The sequence below is a fragment of the Corynebacterium sp. HMSC078A10 genome (genome assembly GCF_001811565.1).
Taxonomy (GTDB): Bacteria; Actinomycetota; Actinomycetes; order Mycobacteriales; family Mycobacteriaceae; genus Corynebacterium; species Corynebacterium hesseae.
Genome location: NZ_KV805216.1, coordinates 67,507 through 83,264, shown reverse-complemented (window position 1 = coordinate 83,264; position 15,758 = coordinate 67,507). Strand labels below are relative to the sequence as shown.

20 protein-coding genes are annotated in these 15,758 nt (G+C 59.6%); 8 read left to right on the top strand and 12 right to left on the bottom strand.

From position 1 onward, the window contains the following. Positions 1-10: 10 nt before the first annotated feature. A complete protein-coding gene (locus tag HMPREF2808_RS08415; protein ID WP_070520196.1) occupies positions 11-232 on the bottom strand; it encodes a DUF3107 domain-containing protein in 222 nt (73 codons plus the stop codon). A 104-nt stretch (positions 233-336) separates the two neighbouring features. On the opposite strand from HMPREF2808_RS08415, the gene HMPREF2808_RS08410 reads away from it, so the two are divergent. After that, positions 337-1,725, top strand: a complete 1,389-nt coding sequence (locus HMPREF2808_RS08410; protein ID WP_070520193.1) for a DEAD/DEAH box helicase — start codon at positions 337-339, stop codon at positions 1,723-1,725. Further along, on the top strand, positions 1,722-3,023 hold the full coding sequence (locus HMPREF2808_RS08405; protein WP_070520190.1) for an Rv3212 family protein: 1,302 nt from the start codon (positions 1,722-1,724) through the stop codon (positions 3,021-3,023). Before HMPREF2808_RS08410 ends, HMPREF2808_RS08405 begins: the two co-directional genes overlap by 4 nt. A gap of 10 nt (positions 3,024-3,033) precedes the next feature. Here HMPREF2808_RS08405 and HMPREF2808_RS08400 read toward each other — a convergent pair whose 3' ends face one another. Further along, on the bottom strand, positions 3,034-3,492 hold the full coding sequence (locus HMPREF2808_RS08400; protein WP_070520188.1) for a hypothetical protein: 459 nt from the start codon (positions 3,490-3,492) through the stop codon (positions 3,034-3,036). Between the two features lie 578 nt (positions 3,493-4,070). Here HMPREF2808_RS08400 and HMPREF2808_RS08395 point away from each other — a divergent pair. Further along, the gene (locus tag HMPREF2808_RS08395) at positions 4,071-4,328 is read left to right on the top strand and encodes a WhiB family transcriptional regulator (RefSeq protein WP_010189168.1); all 258 of its coding nucleotides are present in this window, start codon (positions 4,071-4,073) and stop codon (positions 4,326-4,328) included. An 85-nt stretch (positions 4,329-4,413) separates the two neighbouring features. Further along, on the top strand, positions 4,414-4,488 hold the full coding sequence (locus HMPREF2808_RS13985) for a 50S ribosomal protein bL37 (RefSeq protein ID WP_100227335.1): 75 nt from the start codon (positions 4,414-4,416) through the stop codon (positions 4,486-4,488). A gap of 78 nt (positions 4,489-4,566) precedes the next feature. On the opposite strand, the gene rsrA is transcribed toward HMPREF2808_RS13985, so the two are convergent. Both rsrA and HMPREF2808_RS08385 read right to left on the bottom strand, forming a co-directional pair. Next, complete coding sequence (gene rsrA, locus HMPREF2808_RS08390) at positions 4,567-4,839, bottom strand: mycothiol system anti-sigma-R factor (RefSeq protein WP_070520186.1); 273 nt, start codon at positions 4,837-4,839, stop codon at positions 4,567-4,569. Then, on the bottom strand, positions 4,839-5,444 hold the full coding sequence (locus HMPREF2808_RS08385; RefSeq protein ID WP_070520183.1) for a sigma-70 family RNA polymerase sigma factor: 606 nt from the start codon (positions 5,442-5,444) through the stop codon (positions 4,839-4,841). The genes rsrA and HMPREF2808_RS08385 overlap by 1 nt, the downstream gene beginning before the upstream one ends. A gap of 37 nt (positions 5,445-5,481) precedes the next feature. Here HMPREF2808_RS08385 and ybaK point away from each other — a divergent pair, with 37 nt between their 5' ends. Further along, on the top strand, positions 5,482-5,985 hold the full coding sequence (gene ybaK, locus HMPREF2808_RS08380) for a Cys-tRNA(Pro) deacylase (RefSeq protein ID WP_070520181.1): 504 nt from the start codon (positions 5,482-5,484) through the stop codon (positions 5,983-5,985). Between the two features lie 188 nt (positions 5,986-6,173). Here ybaK and HMPREF2808_RS13095 read toward each other — a convergent pair whose 3' ends face one another. Together HMPREF2808_RS13095 and HMPREF2808_RS08375 are read right to left on the bottom strand one after the other, a co-directional pair. Beyond that, positions 6,174-6,863 (bottom strand): hypothetical protein, encoded by a 690-nt coding sequence (locus HMPREF2808_RS13095; RefSeq protein WP_210386357.1) that lies wholly within the window; start codon positions 6,861-6,863, stop codon positions 6,174-6,176. 124 nt (positions 6,864-6,987) lie between these two features. Next, positions 6,988-7,650, bottom strand: a complete 663-nt coding sequence (locus HMPREF2808_RS08375; protein ID WP_070624433.1) for an SOS response-associated peptidase — start codon at positions 7,648-7,650, stop codon at positions 6,988-6,990. On the opposite strand from HMPREF2808_RS08375, the gene aroA reads away from it, so the two are divergent. Beyond that, the gene (gene aroA, locus HMPREF2808_RS08370) at positions 7,649-8,953 is read left to right on the top strand and encodes a 3-phosphoshikimate 1-carboxyvinyltransferase (RefSeq protein ID WP_070624432.1); all 1,305 of its coding nucleotides are present in this window, start codon (positions 7,649-7,651) and stop codon (positions 8,951-8,953) included. The two genes, HMPREF2808_RS08375 and aroA, sit on opposite strands and share 2 nt — an antisense overlap. Then, positions 8,946-9,968 carry a ribosome small subunit-dependent GTPase A gene (gene rsgA / locus HMPREF2808_RS08365; RefSeq protein ID WP_070624431.1) on the top strand — a complete coding sequence of 341 codons (1,023 nt, stop codon included), beginning with the start codon at positions 8,946-8,948 and terminating at the stop codon, positions 9,966-9,968. The genes aroA and rsgA overlap by 8 nt, the downstream gene beginning before the upstream one ends. 69 nt (positions 9,969-10,037) lie before the next feature. Here rsgA and HMPREF2808_RS08360 read toward each other — a convergent pair whose 3' ends face one another. The 4 genes from HMPREF2808_RS08360 to HMPREF2808_RS08345 all read right to left on the bottom strand — a co-directional run bounded on the left by HMPREF2808_RS08360 (position 10,038) and on the right by HMPREF2808_RS08345 (position 12,053). After that, positions 10,038-10,643 carry a hypothetical protein gene (locus HMPREF2808_RS08360; RefSeq protein ID WP_070624430.1) on the bottom strand — a complete coding sequence of 202 codons (606 nt, stop codon included), beginning with the start codon at positions 10,641-10,643 and terminating at the stop codon, positions 10,038-10,040. 53 nt (positions 10,644-10,696) lie between these two features. Next, the gene (locus tag HMPREF2808_RS08355) at positions 10,697-11,038 is read right to left on the bottom strand and encodes a hypothetical protein (RefSeq protein ID WP_070597299.1); all 342 of its coding nucleotides are present in this window, start codon (positions 11,036-11,038) and stop codon (positions 10,697-10,699) included. Between the two features lie 85 nt (positions 11,039-11,123). Beyond that, positions 11,124-11,630: a DUF6912 family protein gene (locus HMPREF2808_RS08350; protein WP_180952063.1), complete on the bottom strand. Its 507-nt coding sequence runs from the start codon at positions 11,628-11,630 to the stop codon at positions 11,124-11,126. Positions 11,631-11,642: 12 nt separating this feature from the next. Further along, positions 11,643-12,053: an HAD-IA family hydrolase gene (locus HMPREF2808_RS08345; protein WP_070522579.1), complete on the bottom strand. Its 411-nt coding sequence runs from the start codon at positions 12,051-12,053 to the stop codon at positions 11,643-11,645. Positions 12,054-12,176: 123 nt separating this feature from the next. On the opposite strand from HMPREF2808_RS08345, the gene HMPREF2808_RS08340 reads away from it, so the two are divergent. Then, a complete protein-coding gene (locus HMPREF2808_RS08340) occupies positions 12,177-12,698 on the top strand; it encodes a hypothetical protein (protein WP_227486282.1) in 522 nt (173 codons plus the stop codon). On the opposite strand, the gene HMPREF2808_RS08335 is transcribed toward HMPREF2808_RS08340, so the two are convergent. Both HMPREF2808_RS08335 and secA read right to left on the bottom strand, forming a co-directional pair. Beyond that, positions 12,695-13,021: a hypothetical protein gene (locus HMPREF2808_RS08335; RefSeq protein WP_246818544.1), complete on the bottom strand. Its 327-nt coding sequence runs from the start codon at positions 13,019-13,021 to the stop codon at positions 12,695-12,697. The two genes, HMPREF2808_RS08340 and HMPREF2808_RS08335, sit on opposite strands and share 4 nt — an antisense overlap. A gap of 179 nt (positions 13,022-13,200) precedes the next feature. Further along, positions 13,201-15,753, bottom strand: a complete 2,553-nt coding sequence (gene secA, locus HMPREF2808_RS08330) for a preprotein translocase subunit SecA (RefSeq protein ID WP_070624429.1) — start codon at positions 15,751-15,753, stop codon at positions 13,201-13,203. Positions 15,754-15,758 lie beyond the last annotated feature (5 nt).

The following is a 15,758-nucleotide window of genomic DNA, read 5'->3' as shown; positions in this document are numbered from 1 at the left end:
GAGCGCGTACTTAGCCTGCGAATCCAACGGTGTGGGCGCGCACGGTGCCGATTTCCACGTAGACCACACGCTCGGTACGCACGATGTAGGTGCGGCCCTTGGTGTCCTTCAATTCGAGAGTGGAGTTCTCCCCCAAGGCGTTGTTGATGGTCTGGGTCAGCTCTTCTCGCTCACCATCCGCGTGAATGACCAGTTCGCGGGCGGTATCGGCGAAGCCAAATTTGATGTCCATGTGGTGTCTACTCCCTTAGATCGTGTTCTTTAGTCTGTGCCGTGAGGCCTGCGCCCCCGGCGCTCTAATGGCCCCACTATAGCCACGTCCTCTACTATCAAGGTGTGCTTGCCCCGAAATCATCCCGCGATTCCCGTGAATCCCCTACCTTTGCCGAGCTCGGCGTCGCCGTAGAGATCTGTGATGCCCTCGCTGAGAACGGGATTACGCACACCTTCGCCATCCAAGAGCTCACCCTGCCCATCGCCCTGAATGGCCACGACCTCATTGGCCAAGCGCGCACCGGCATGGGCAAAACCTATGGTTTCGGTGTGCCGTTGCTGGATCGCGTTTTCGATGACGCCGACATCCCGGAGCTCGACGGCACTCCCCGCGCGCTGGTCATCGCGCCGACCCGTGAGCTGGCCATCCAGGTCAGCGGGGACCTCAAGGTTGCTGCCGCCAATCTTCCGCTCAGCATCGTCACCCTGTGCGGCGGGCGCCCCTATGAAGAGCAAATCACACAAATCAAGAGGGGCGCGGACGTCGTCGTGGGCACTCCGGGCCGCCTGCTCGATCTCTGCCAGAAGAAGCACCTGTCCTTCGAGCAGGTCAGCGTTCTGGTTCTGGATGAGGCCGATGAGATGCTGGACTTGGGCTTCCTGCCGGATATTGAGAAGATTCTCTCCCTCCTGCACGGCAACCCGCACCAGACCATGCTCTTTTCCGCCACCATGCCCGGGCCCATCGTGACGCTGGCCCGCACCTTCCTCACCAAGCCGGTCCACATTCGCGCCGAGTCCGGCGACGCCCAACAGACCCACTCCTCCACGCGCAAGGTCACCTTCCAGGCACACCGCATGGACAAAATCGCGGTCTTGGGAAAGATCCTGCAGGCAGAAGGCCGCGGGCGCACCATCATTTTCACGCGCACCAAGAGCTCGGCAGCCGCCGTCGCAGACGAGCTCGCGCAGCGCGGCTTCAGCGTGGGCGCGGTCCACGGCGATTTGGATCAAAAGGCTCGCGAGCGCTCGCTCTCCGCCTTCCGCGAAGGCACCGTGGAAATACTCGTGGCCACGGATGTCGCTGCTCGCGGCATCGACGTCGATGATGTCACCCATGTCATTAATTATCAGGTGCCGGATGACCCCATGACCTTTGTCCACCGCATTGGCCGCACCGGCCGCGCTGGCCACACCGGCACGGCGGTAACGCTCGTTGGCTACGATGAGCTGAGCAAATGGCAGGTTATCAACGATGAGCTTTCTCTGGACCAGCCCGAGCCGCCACAGTGGTTCAGCACCTCTCCTGAGCTTGCGCAAGCGCTCGATATTCCCGAGGGCGTTTCTGACACCGTTGGTCCGCCCACCAAGGTGCTGGGCGCAGCGAAGCGTTCGGGCTCGCGCGGGGAATCGCCGCGTGGAGGCTCCTCGCGTTCCTCGGCGGCTTCCACCCGCGCCTCTCGCCGCACCCGTTCCCGCAAACGCAATCCCCGTCAAGGAGGGCATCGATGAGCACCGAGCACACCCAGGAAGCCCAGCTGGATAAGGCCCGGGCAAAGGTCGACTCGTCGAAGAAGGCTCCCATTCTGCGCTCCACGAAGGCGGACTGGATTGCCGTGGGCGCCATCAGTGCGGTCTGCGCCATCGCCATCGGCGGCGCGGTCATCACCGCACCCATTCATAAGGCGGAGCTCACCCCGGCGGTGGACGCCGCGTCCGGCGATGAACCGGCGCTTCTCGATGCCATCCCGAGCTCCCTCACCGAAGCCTTCAGCCTTCCCAATACTCTCGTGCCGGGACAGGCTCGCGCGGTATCCTCCAACGGCCTGTTAATCACCCATGACGGCGATATGCTCAGCGCCTCGAACGCCTCCGGCGACGAAGTGTGGACCTATCAACGCCGCGATGCCGACCTGTGTTCGCTCACCACAGCGTGGAACAAAATTGTGGCTTCCTATGACGCAGGCAATGGTTGCGGCGATGTAGTGGCGATCGATGCCGCCACCGGCCAATACTCCGATACCCGCAGCGCCCGCAATTCCGAGGAGGTGGTCCCCATCATGTCGAATGACCGCGTGGGCACCGTTTCCGCAGAGCGCGTAGAGCTCTGGCGCTCGGATCTTGTGCGCTCGGTTGAGTACGGTGATGTCGACGCCAAACAGGAGCCAAACCTCCAGCCCCACGAGGACTGCGCCATCACCTCAGCGCTGACCCGCACCGAAACACTGGGTATCACCGAAACCTGCCCAGATTCCCCAGACTCCACGTGGCTGCGCATCCAAAATGCCACTCCTGAGGATTCCCGTTCTCCGGAAATTACAAAGGACATCGAAATTGAGGATCCTGGTGCGCGCCTCATCGCCTACGGCCAAGAGGCAGCCGCGGTCTTCCTCCCCGGCGATTCACCGCGCATCGTCTCTTATAGCTTTGAAGGTGAAACACTGTCTTCCACGGACGTTGAGCCTTCGAAGTCCATCACCAACGCCGCGTCCCCCTTTGCGCCCGCGATTGCGGATCTGCCGCACCACATGTCGTGGTTCGACGGCGAGCGTCTTTATCTCTTTACCCCTACAGAGCTCAAGGTGGATCACATTCTCGAGCAAGCGGTGGGAACCGGCGTCGCGGTCGACGAACGCCTACTCGTCCCCACTGAGGAGGGGATCGACGTGGTGAACTGGTCTACCGGGAAAACCGAGAAGACCATCCCCGTTGACCGTGACGGCTATTCCGGCCCGATTTCGCTAACGCTAGCGGGCACGGTCATCGTTGAGCAGCGCGGCGACACCACTGTGGCGCTCACCGCCGCCTAGGCGTGCCCTACTAAAAGTGGCTTTCAGCCCACTGCGCCGCCTCGGGCCGCGCCATAAGCAGGTATAGGACGAGCCCGGCGCTTGCCAAGGTCACGATGCCTAGCAGCGCTGAGCCGCCGTTAAACATCTGAAAAGCCATGGCGCCCAGGATGAATTCCACCAGCACGATGGCTCCGCGGCCCCAGCGTTTGCCTTTGACGAAGGCCCACGAGCCGACGATGACAAAGCCAAACACGATAAAGATGAAGATGGCAGTGCCCAGGCCCACGAAGCTCGATGCGCCGGAATCAGACACCATAGAGCCGTTCTCAGCGCCAGCAACCTCACGGACTATGAGGAAGATGCCGAAAATGATAACCGCGATGGATTGGACCACGGCGATGCCGGCAGCCGCCATCACCGTACGCGGTGCACGGTTTTCGGCAGCTCGGTCAGGTGTCGTTGAGGGCTGGTTCTTCTTCTTATTCACGGGCGTTTAGTCTACTTCCCTGCCCCATGGTTTAGGCAGTCTCCACGCCAAAGCTTCACCCTCTGCCAATTCAGCCGCCGCGGTACTCGCACGTCCTGTACTCAGCTTCGGCTTTCCTCCTGCTGTGTTTTCGGGGGCAGCGAGGAGGTTGATGGATTTGACGCGATCCAGGTCACCACACTCACCCCAATCTCCCCGTCGCCGCAGGTAGGGGAACTACTGACAGGCTTCTTACAGCCGCCCACCCATTAGAAAAGTGCAAATTGGAAGAATATATTTAGTGACGTTGGACACTTTTCACCCTTTACCCCTAGCGGACTTTGAGTAAACGTGTCATTATTCTCAGGTAGCAAAAACAACGAGCTGTTAAATCAGTTCTTAACTCGGAGAATCCTTCGAGTTAACAGAAAGTGAACCACGGCGGCGTCGACGCTGGCCCTAACTCGAGACAGGGCCCCACTGACCGCAGACCAGTCCACTTACACCCAGTAGCACTCAGTTCAGTTCACCACCGTGGACTGCCCTTGGTGCGCCTACTTCGCCCACTGCTGTCAAAAATTTGTTAGGAGATTTCAATCATGGATTGGCGCCACGAAGCCGTTTGCCGCGACGAGGACCCGGAGCTCTTCTTCCCTGTCGGTAACTCCGGCCCCGCACTCACCCAGATCGCTAAGGCCAAGCTGGTCTGCAACCGCTGCCCAGTTGCCTCTTCCTGCCTCAAGTGGGCCCTCGAGTCCGGCCAGGATGCCGGCGTGTGGGGCGGCCTTTCTGAGGAGGAGCGCCGCGCTATCAAGCGCCGCAACCGCAGCCGCGGCCGTGCCCGCGTATCTGCCTAAACAGACACACCCCCGATTAACACCCAGGCATACCCTGCCGCTACAGTTGAATAAGTTCATTTACCCTTAACCGAAGGAGTACGCGATGAGCAAGCGTGGCCGTAAGCGCAAGGATCGCCGCAAGAAGTCCGCTAACCGCGGCAAGCGTCCTAACGCATAACGTCAGCATTCAGGGCTCGTTCCTCACCCCAACACCGTGGGCGGGAACGAGCCCTTTGCTTATCCCCAGGTAATTTACCTATCCCCAGGTAATTTCAGTCCTCGTAATCTGCACGCTAATGCGTTGGCGCAGCGACTGCGGCGCGGCCTGTCCCCCACAGCACTTGCGTACGAGTGCCCGAACTACTTCCTCGCTCTCAAGGCGTTGCTGGCAGGCATCGCACTGCGCAAGATGCTCGCGGATTGCCATAGCTCGCGCGTAGCTCGTCGATTCATCGAATAGTTCCCTAAAGAGCGCTTCAACCTCCGGAGAGTTACACGCACCGCAATTGCGTCCTGTTGCGCGTTCCATTACTTCTCCTCCATCTCTGGGTGGTTGCGACCAATGCCTTTTTCTCGTGCTACGTCCTTCAACGCCGCGCGAAGCAGTTTTCTTCCGCGGTGGAGGCGGCTCATCACCGTTCCCAACGGTGTACCCATCACGTCCGCGATTTCCTTATAAGCCAGGCCCACTACATCCGCGTAGTACACCACCATGCGGTAGTCCTCCGGTAGGTCATTCATGGCCTCGGAAATCTCCGAATCCGGCATCTGTTTGAGGGCCTCGACCTCCGCCGATTCCAAGCCCGTGGAGTCATGCCCGGCCGTGGTATACAGCTGAAAGTCGCTCAGCTCATCCGCAGAGGATTCCAGCGGACGACGCTTGGCCTTCCGGTAGGAGTTGATGTAGGTATTCGTCATGATGCGATACAGCCAGGCCTTGAGATTCGTCCTCTGTTTGAAGGAATCAAAATTGCTATAGGCCTTGAGGTAGGTCTCCTGGATGAGATCCTCTGCATCCTGGGGGTTGCGCGTTAGGCGCATCGCTCCGCCATACAGTTGATCCAGCAAGGGCAAGGCTTGCTCCTCAAACAATCGCTGTTTCTGAAGCGTCTCGCTCGTCGTTTCGGTGGCCATGCTCACCATCCTAGCGCTCCGGACTAGGGTGGATTCTATGGCCAAGAAGACCCCGCACGCCGCTACCCCCGCTCTCAAAATCCTCGAAGAGGCAGGAATCGACCACAGTGTCTCCACCTTCGACGGTGGCCGCGAGCACTTCGGCGACGCAGCCGCGGCGGCGCTCGACGTCGAGCCTGAGCGCATCTTCAAAACCCTCGTCATCGACCTGAGCGCCGGCAAAGGCCCCAAGCGCCAGCTCGCCGTGTGCGTCCTTCCGGTTACCTACCAGCTCAGCCTCAAGAAGGCCGCCGCTGCCTTCGGCGCTTCTAAGGCCACGATGGCCGCGCCTGCCGACGCCTCCAAATCCTCCGGCTACATCCCCGGCGGCATCTCCCCGCTGGGACACAAGCACATCCTCCCGACAGTGGTTGATGAAACGGCGCTGCTTTTCGACACCATCTTTTTCTCCGGTGGCAAGCGGGGACTCGACATCGAGATGAACCCGGAGGATCTCCCCCGTGTGCTCGACCTTTCCTTCGCTGACGTGCTCGCCGCCTAAACCTCACGCGCTAGAACTGTGATGTCTAGTGGCTTTTTGGACGTTTACGGCAGTGAAATAGCCGTACTAGTCAAAAATCTTGACACCACGGGGACGTGCCACCTATAGTCAGAGTCAGAAAGTAAGGACATGGTCCCTTGCTATGACTAAAAAGGGTCTTCTGGACGTATGCGCCAGATGGCTCTTTTTTATTGACCAGGACGCTTATTAAATACCTTTGATACCTGGCTTCGGGACGACACCCACGTTGCAATTTGGTGATCCATCGAATCAATCAATTCAAACGCTCTCCGCGATTCGACAATCACGTTCACATTCAGAAGACTGTCCATGTGAGCGACTTTATTACGCAAATCGTTACAGTGCGATACGTTCCAATACGTAATCGATCCGTCGGGGTCGGTCACATTAGGGAACGCAGACTTAATAGCCTGATTCCATAAAACTTGTCGTCCTACATTCTCGGGTGCAGCGTGATTAGCGTTAGGGTGATGATTCGGTAGTAGCGTACGCCAAAGACCGAAAGTCGTATGGGAAAGCACATCATCATGAGTGATAGCACAACCGTGACGAGGATGAGATGAAGGACGGCAATCTACCGCTGCTTGTGCACGCCTAATCGCCTTTTCCCTCTGGGAGCCGACAATCGAACGCAAGGGGCGAGGAGGCGGATCAAGTAGCCAGCTTTGAGGACCATTATTACGGGCATTCCAAGCAAGCAATTCCTTGTCAATTGCGTTTCTCAGAAAGATTTCTGTTAACGCCAAAACATCTTTAACAGCAGACGATAACTCTGCATGCCATCCATATAACGCCAGCGCGCGCTTACAGTTCCCGCCACACTCATCCAAAAACGGTTGCATGCGAGCATCCGACAATCGGTCGACAATATGCCTTCTGTCCATACCAGTATCCAACCACATGTCTGGCAAATTCCACCGGCGTTAGCCGGTCGCCTTACGCCACTATGGACATAACACTCACACGTTAAAACAGGGTGAGTTAGAACAGGGTGGTCGACGGTGGTTCGTCGATAAGCTCTGCGTAGTCGTTGCGCACATTACCCACCGCCGGATCCGCGGGGCGTGCCTGAAAGCCCCGCACGGTGCTCGGCTCCAGAAGCGCCTCCCCCGCCAGCCAGGGCGCGATTTCCTCCGTGGTCAAAAACTTGGGCAGCCGGTGGTGCAGCCATGCCATCTCCTCCGTGGCATCCGTGGTCACCATCGTGACCGACAGCCTATCCATACCCGTGGCCCACAGCCCTGCTGCCCACAGCAGCCCATCAGGGCCGGTGACGTAATAGGGCTGCTTCTTGGATTTCTTGTCCTCCCCAGCCTTCCACTCGTAATAGCCGTCCAGCGGGATGACGCAGCGCTGTGCCTTGAAGGCATCGCGGAAGGAGGGCTTCTCCGCCACGGTCTCCGCGCGTGCGTTGAATAGCGGCGGGCCGTCCGGATCTTTCTTCCAGTGCGGAATAAGCCCCCAGCGTGCGGGCTCCACGCGAGCGGTATGCTCCTCAGCTCGGACGATGGCGATGGTCTGGGTTGGGGCGATGTTATACCGCGCCGGTGGCAGACCTTCCGGCGCGTGGACCTCCGTGATGGACTCCCACGCGCCTACTTCCTCCAGTAGGGACTCGGTGAACAGAACAAATCTTCCGCACATGCCCTTTATTATGGACTACATGTCTGAATTCTGGAGCGCACCCCAACCGTCTGGGCCATTGTCCTGGGCGCAAAACCTCCCCGGGTCAAAATCGATGACCAACCGCGCCCTCATCCTTGCTGCGCTGGCTGACTCCCCGTCTATCGTCTATCACCCGCTGGTCTCCCGCGATACCAACCTGATGAAGGAGGCCTTGCAGGCCATGGGCGTGGGTATCTCCGAACAAGGCTCGCATCTTCATGTGACTCCCGGAAAGCTGCATGGAGCGAAGGTAGATTGCGGCCTAGCCGGCACAATTATGCGCTTTTTACCACCGGTGGCAGCGCTAGCGGATGGCCCCGTTGTCATCGACGGTGACCCTTATGCCCGCAATCGCCCCATGTCCACGATGACCGCGGCTCTGCGTGAGCTGGGCGTGGACATTGTGGGCGACAGCCTGCCGCTGACCATCACCCCCCACGGCGTTCCGGAGGGCGGCGAGGTCACCATCGATGCCTCCGCCTCCTCCCAGTTCGTCTCCGGTCTGCTCCTGGCCGGCGCACGCTACCGCAAGGGACTAAGCGTGCGCCACGAAGGCGGCACAGTGCCCTCCCAGCCACACATCTTGATGACCGTCAGTATGCTGCGCGAAGCCGGTGTCCGCGTCGAGGTGGGCAAGGACACCTGGGACGTGCACCATGGTGAGATTGAGGGCCGTGAGTGGCGCATTGAACCGGATCTTTCCAATGCCACTCCGTTCCTTGCCGCTGCCGCCGTCTCTGGCGGCAGCGTGAGCATTCCGAACTGGCCGGAGGAAACCCACCAGCCGGGTGACGCCTTCCGAGGCATCCTGGAGCAGATGGGCGCGAAGGTCGAGTATGTCCCCCAGGCTCCCGGCGAGGCGTCTTACTTAAAGGTGACCGGCCCGCAGGAAGGCCCGCGCAGCCTGCGCGGCATCGACCTCGACATGGGCGATATCGGTGAGCTCACCCCCACCGTGGCTGCGCTGTGTGCTCTGGCCTCAACGCCATCGACGCTGACTGGCATCGCACACCTGCGTGGCCACGAGACGGACCGCCTGGCGGCTCTCGCTGCGGAGGTCAACGCCCTTGGTGGAAACGTCACCGAGCTTGACGACGGCCTCCGCATCACCCCTGCTCCACTCCACGGCGGGGTATGGCATTCCTACGCGGATCACCGCATGGCGACAGCCGGAGCCATTATCGGATTGGCCGTTGACGGCGTCCAGGTCGAGGACATCGACACGACGTCCAAGACTCTGCCTGGCTTTGCTGATATGTGGGAGGACATGATCCGTGGCTAGGCGCGCAAGTAGCTACGACGAATCCGACGTCCGTATCCGGCCCGGAAAGGGGTCGCGACCGCGCACGAAGGACCGCCCGAAGCACAAGGATGCCAAGTTTGGCATGGTCATCACCAAAGACCGCGGCCGCTGGGGTGTCGCGCTTGATAACGACGGCCCCGTGGTTACCGCTATGCGCGCCCGCGAGATGGGCCGCACTCCGGTCGAGGTTGGTGATCGGGTCGGCGTCGTGGGCGATACCTCGGGTAAGAAAGACACCCTCGCACGCATCGTGAAGCTCGAGGAGCGCCGCTCCGTCCTCCGGCGCACCGCGGATGACACCGACCCTTATGAGCGCATCGTGGTAGCAAACGCCGACCGCCTACTCATCGTGAGCGCCGTGGCCGATCCGCCGCCGCGCTCCGGGTTCGTGGAGCGTGCTTTGATCGCTGCCTTTGCCGGAAATATCCAGCCGGTGCTGTGTCTGACGAAGACAGACCTCACTGATCCCACCCCGTTTGCACAGGAGTTTGCGGATCTGGATGTCACCGTGGTGGAGGCTGGCGTCGACGACGGGCTAGAGCAAGTCTGTGCGGCCATCGATGGCCACGTCACCGCCCTCATCGGCCACTCGGGCGTGGGAAAGTCCACCCTGGTGAACCGGCTTGTCCCCGATGCCAACCGGGAAACCGGCGAGGTTTCCGCCGTGGGTAAGGGACGGCACACGTCGACGCAGTCGGTGGCGTTGCGTTTGCCCGCTGAAGGAAGCACGCCACACGGCGGCTGGATCATTGATACCCCCGGCATCCGCTCCTTCGGCTTAGCCCACATTGACGCGGAAAACGTTATTGAGGTCTTCGACGATCTTGCCGAAGCCATCGAGGACTGCCCGCGTGGCTGCACGCATGCCGGGCCACCCGCGGACCCCGAATGCGGGCTCGACCTAAGCATCGAAGAAGGCACGGCTTCTGCGCGCCGTCGCGATGCAGTGCGCACCCTGCTGACGTCCCTGCGCACCAATGTTGACTGGGCTTAAGGCCCATAGCGCCTTAAGCCCGAAGCTTCCTAAAGGAAGGGGCTTGCGCGTTCTTAAGGCACCGAGGCTTTAGATCGGGAGCATTGCCGTCAGCTGCGGCGGCAGGACGGTCTTCAGGTAGGGGCCTGCCGCGCGAAGCGCCATGAGGATTACGGCCAAGCCACCGGAAACCCCGAGGATGATAGCGCCGCCCGTGTCAATGTTGGAGGAGGTGTTGCCACCGCCTTCCTGTTCCTTATTGAGCTCTTCTTTCTTCGCACAGGCGTTGAGAGCTTTAACGTAGTCGGGCGCAATCTTGCGGAAGGCCTCCACCACCGCAATGTTGTTCTTGGCGCGCTTGGCGGATTCCTCACCACCGAGTTCAGCGTCTACCTCATAGCCAGCTAGGGCACGGTAGAGCTCTTCCGACTGATTCTCCACGTCACGTGCACGCTTTTCGGCGTCCTTGGGAAGAATCTTAAGGCCATCCTTCAGCAGGCTGCTATCGACATCGTTGTCCTTCGACTCCGCATTCTTAAGATCGCTCGCCTCCTCCTCGCTCAAGGTAATGGTGCACTTTTCATCCTTGATGGAAGTGGTCACGGCTCCGGCCGTGGGGGCAACGGCACCGCTGGCTAGGACAGCAACAGACACAGTAGAGACGGCAACTACCCGGCGAAGACGAGAGGAAGACATGCTGAGGGGACCTTTCGATCAGGCTGACTATTACCCCTGCAGGCTATCAGCATTTAGCCCAGCTTGGGCAGGTAATCACCGAACTCCTTGTACGCGGCCAGACCGATGCTCACGATGCCGAAAAGGATGGCGATAATAACGCCTGCCGGCCCCTGCGAAGAGCCCTCAAGAATTCGCAGCCACGGAGTCTTAGGCATCACGGCCATGTCGGGGTCCGGATTGCTGGGGTCCGGTTTGTTGTTAGCAGTTCCTTGAAGAGAGCTCCCCTGCGCGGTCTGGTTAGTCTGCACTGTCGGCGCTACTGCTTCCTCAGCTCCGGCAGCTGGCGCTGAGACGAGAGATGCGGTGCTCAGGGCCGCAGCGGTGACAAGGCTAGCAAAGCGAGTTGCCTTCATGGTGGTGCTCCTTTTCTGGCGACGACAATAAAGGCTCAGATTAGCACCATGCATGAGCCCACGGCGATGAAAGCCCAGAAAATGCTTAGAGAAGCTCCACGAGGATAGGCAATTCGGTCGGGTCATAGAAGGCCATGAAATTATCCAGGGCATCACCGACGGCGAGCTCAGCATCTTCGTCACCAAGGTCGGCGTTATCGATGGCGTCGATAGCCTTGGCAGTAGCGGCTTCGGACTCTTCGATGTCCACGTGGATGGCCTGAAGATTGTCCTTCGTGATGGTCGCGGGATCCAGCGCCACGACCGGTTCCCCCATGTCCGGCTTCGGGGTCACCACGGACTCGTCCACGTCGACGGAAATGACGACTCGGCGGTGCGGAAACTTCTCCTCATCACCGATAGCCAAGAGCCTCAGCGAAGCCATAGATGCTTCGAGGAAAGCGGAGTATTCGATCTCTTCCTCGTCACCCTCGGTGTAGAACTCGCGCAGCGCGGGGGTTAGCGCAAAACCCCAGCCGCTGCGGGCAGCAAGCTGGCCGGTTTCCTCGAGCTCAGCCAGCATGGAAAAGGTTGCCGGCAGGAAGACGCGCACATCCTTCGACACTTAGAACTCACCTTCAATGTCGAAGACTGCCTGAACCTCTACGCTCGTGCGGTCGAAGACGGTGTAGAGCATGCCGACCATGCCGTTTTCCACCGCCGCGCGCACGTTAACGATGGAGTCATCCACCATGACGCAGTCATTAATCGGCAGATCAATGGCATCCGCTGCGGCTTGGAAAGCAGCGCGCTCCGGCTTCTCAGCGCCGACCTCACCAGAAAGCACAACGGCATCAACGATGCCGCGGTATTCCCACTCACGAATGTGCTCAGCGCCCGGGCCGCCCGGATCGTTGGAAAGGATTGCGGTGGCAACTCCGTTTGATTTCGCGGCGGCGAACAGATCCCGCCAGCGCTTGACGTCTTCTTCGGTGCCGTCAAGAACGCCTACAAAATCGACGATGAGTCCACGCATATTATCTACCCTTCGCATTGAACTGTGTTTATCGTCCGAAAGTATAGCGAACATACCGCCTGCCCGCTCTCACCGGCTTATGCACTGCAGTGCTCTAGCCGCATATAGGCCTACCGTGGCACAATGAACGTGCGTCCACCTTCCTTCACCGCGCCCGCCCCGAACCTAGCCTTCGTGCACTCCTCCGCCCCGCTTATCGCGGAAGAGGACGCGATCCCCATGTACACCCCCATCCCTGGCATGAGCCATTTGCAGCTGTATGTCGCCCCACAACGTATCCGCTACGAGCGTCAACCTACTGCGGGTGACCTCGCTACGCGGAAAGAGATCCACGGGCTTGTAGTCATAGTTCTAGAAGTTGCCGCCGCGCTGCGGCCTTTGAGTCATCTCAACAACCCACGTTTTGCACCGGAAATTGCAAACCATGTCCGTGCTTGGCGGAAGGCCCAGGCGTCTTCGGAGTGGCGCGGAGGGATGGCGCTGCGTAGCTTGCATGCGCGCTCGAATGGCGAGTTCTTCGGCTCGGTGCTGATGGGATCGACGCGACGCGCCTTTACCGGCGCCGCCGTTGGACGGCACCTGAGTTCCTTCCGGTTGCTTTCAGTCGGCATGCATCCCCACGGCAATGGGGAGCCGGAAGTTTAGAAAAGCGACCCCAGCTTGATCAAGATTGGCGTCCAGTCGATGCCCGCGAATGCAGCGGAAGCACTCACCAAAGCCAAACTGATACCGCCGAACATCGTGGCCCCCACTACCGGTGATTTCTTGGTGGATTCTTCCGCACTTTCCGGCGTGGCCACTGCGCCACACTCGGTGGGAACAATGTCCTGGGAGCTGAGTACCGTGTCCTTGGCGGATTCATCTCCCTGCGAGCTCAAAACGGAAGAGAGCTGGCACTGTTCTTCGGGAGCAAGCTCCACAGCAGATGCAGCCGCGCCGCCACCCAGCAGGGTGGCAGATGCGAACACGGATAGACCTACTCGCACAGACAAGCGGCGCATACTCACTCAACCTCCGAAGAATAATAATTACTAATTTGCCAGTATATACCTAAGTGCCTCCAATAAAAAAGACGCCGCGGGGAGCACTTCCCACACGGCGCCTCGCTGCACCTCAGCGCTCAATAACGCTGTGGTGTTGGCATTTACTAGGCTTCCGCCTCGTCCGCGGCGTTCGCCTCTTCCTGAGCCTTGAACTGTTTACGCAACATAAACAACTGGCGCACAGTTTCTTCCTTCACAGCTTCGTTCATGGCGTTGAACATGTCGCCGCCCTCCTTCTGGTATTCCACCAGAGGATCACGTTGTGCCATTGCACGCAGTCCAATGCCCTCCTTGAGGTAGTCCATCTCATAGAGGTGCTCACGCCACTTCTGATCAATGATCGGCAAGATGATCATGCGTTCTGCATTGCGCATCTGGCTCTCGCCGCCGATGCCGCTGACGGACTCTTCAAGTTTGTCGTACTCGGAGTTGGCATCAGCCACCAGTGCATCGCGCAGCTGCTCGGCGGAGATTTCGCCGGCGGAGCCGTACTCGGTACCGTCGACAAGCTCCTCATGCGTCTTGGTCGGCCCATACAGGGACTCCAAGGCATTCCACAACTCGTCCAGGTTCCAGTCCTCCACATAGCCGGTGGCCGTAGCACCCGCCACGTAGGCAGATACGGTGTCGTCGATCATCTCGCGGATGTTGTCCTTGATGTCGCTGGCCTCAAGGATGTCGTGGCGGGTAGCGTAAACCACCTTGCGCTGTTCGTTCAGCACCTCGTCGTACTTGAGCACGTTCTTACGCATCTCAAAGTTCTGGTTCTCAACCTGCGCCTGTGCGCCCTTAATAGAGTTGGACACCATCTTGGCCTCAATTGGCACGTCATCCGGCACGTTGAGGCGGTTCATCATGTTCTCCATGGACTGGCCCACGAAGCGCACCATGAGCTCATCACGCATGGACAGGTAGAAGCGGGTCTCGCCCGGGTCACCCTGGCGTCCGGTACGGCCGCGCAGCTGGTTATCAATACGACGCGACTCGTGGCGCTCGGTACCCAGCACGTACAGGCCGCCGGCCTCGCGGACCTGGTCACCCAGCTTCTTGGAGTGTTCCTTTTCGCGATCGATTTCGGCGTCCCAGGCCTCTTGGTACTTCTCTTCATCTTCGAAGGGATCGAGGCCGCGATCGCGCAGCTTTTCATCCAGGATGACCTCGGGGTTACCGCCGAGCACGATATCGGTACCACGGCCGGCCATGTTGGTGGCTACGGTAACGGTGCCGGGGCGGCCGGCACGGGCGACAATCTGGCCCTCTTCCTCGTGGTGCTTGGCGTTAAGCACCGAGTGCTTGATTCCGCGCTTGCTCAGCAACTGGGAGAGGTATTCGGAGCGCTCCACAGAGGTTGTACCCACCAGCACCGGCTGACCTGCGGCGACGTGTTCCTCAATGTCATCAACCACCGCGGCGAACTTCGCCTCTTGGGTCTTGTAGATACGGTCGGAGTGGTCGATACGTTGGTTCGGCTTGTTGGTCGGAATCGGCACCACATCGAGACCATAGATGGAGTGCAGCTCGGCTGCCTCGGTCTCTGCGGTACCGGTCATGCCGGAAATCTTCTCGTACAGGCGGAAGTAGTTCTGGAGCGTAACGGTGGCCAGAGTCTGGTTCTCGTTCTTAATCTCCACATCTTCCTTAGCCTCAATGGCCTGGTGCATGCCCTCGTTATAGCGACGGCCAGCAAGCACGCGGCCGGTGAAGCTATCCACGATGAGAACCTCGCCGTTGCGGACGATGTAGTCCTTATCGCGGGTGAAAAGCTCCTTGGCCTTCAGGGCGTTGTTGAGGTAGGACACCAGCTGGGAATGCTCTGGGGCGTAGAGGTTCTCAATGCCCAGCTGATCCTCAACGAATTCCACGCCTTCCTCCAGCACACCGATGGTGCGCTTCTTGTGGTCCACCTCGTAGTGGATACCTTCGCGCATCTTCGGCGCCAGCTGGGAGAAGACGCCGTAGAACTGGGAGGAGCCATCAACCGGACCGGAAATAATGAGCGGGGTACGGGCCTCATCGATAAGGATGGAGTCAACCTCATCCACGATGCAGTAATTGTGGCCGCGCTGGACCGTGTCATTCAGCGAGCGGACCATGTTGTCGCGGAGGTAGTCAAAGCCCAGCTCGTTGTTGGTGCCGTACGTAATATCGCACGCATATGCTTCCTTGCGATCCGCAGGGCGCATCTCAGAAAGGATGACGCCCACGGTAAGGCCCAGCCAGCGGTGGACACGGCCCATCATCTCGGCGTCACGCTTGGCCAGGTAATCGTTGACCGTCACGATGTGCACGCCCTTGCCCTCCAGCGCGTTGAGGTAGGCCGGCAGCAAGGAGGTCAGGGTCTTGCCCTCACCGGTGCGCATCTCGGCGACGTTGCCGAAGTGCAGGGCTGCACCGCCCATGATCTGCACCTTGTAGTGCTTCTGGTCGAGCACGCGCCAGGCTGCCTCACGCACGGTGGCAAATGCTTCGAGAAGAATGTCATTCATCTTCTCGCCGTCCGCCAGACGCTTCTTAAACTCGTCAGTCTTAGCCTTTAGCTCATCATCCGACAGCGCCGCGAATTTATCTTCTAGGGCAATAACATCATCTGCAATTTTAGCCAGGCGCTTGACGGTGCGTCCCTCACCGGCACGGAGCAGCTTGGAAAGTCCAAACACGTCTA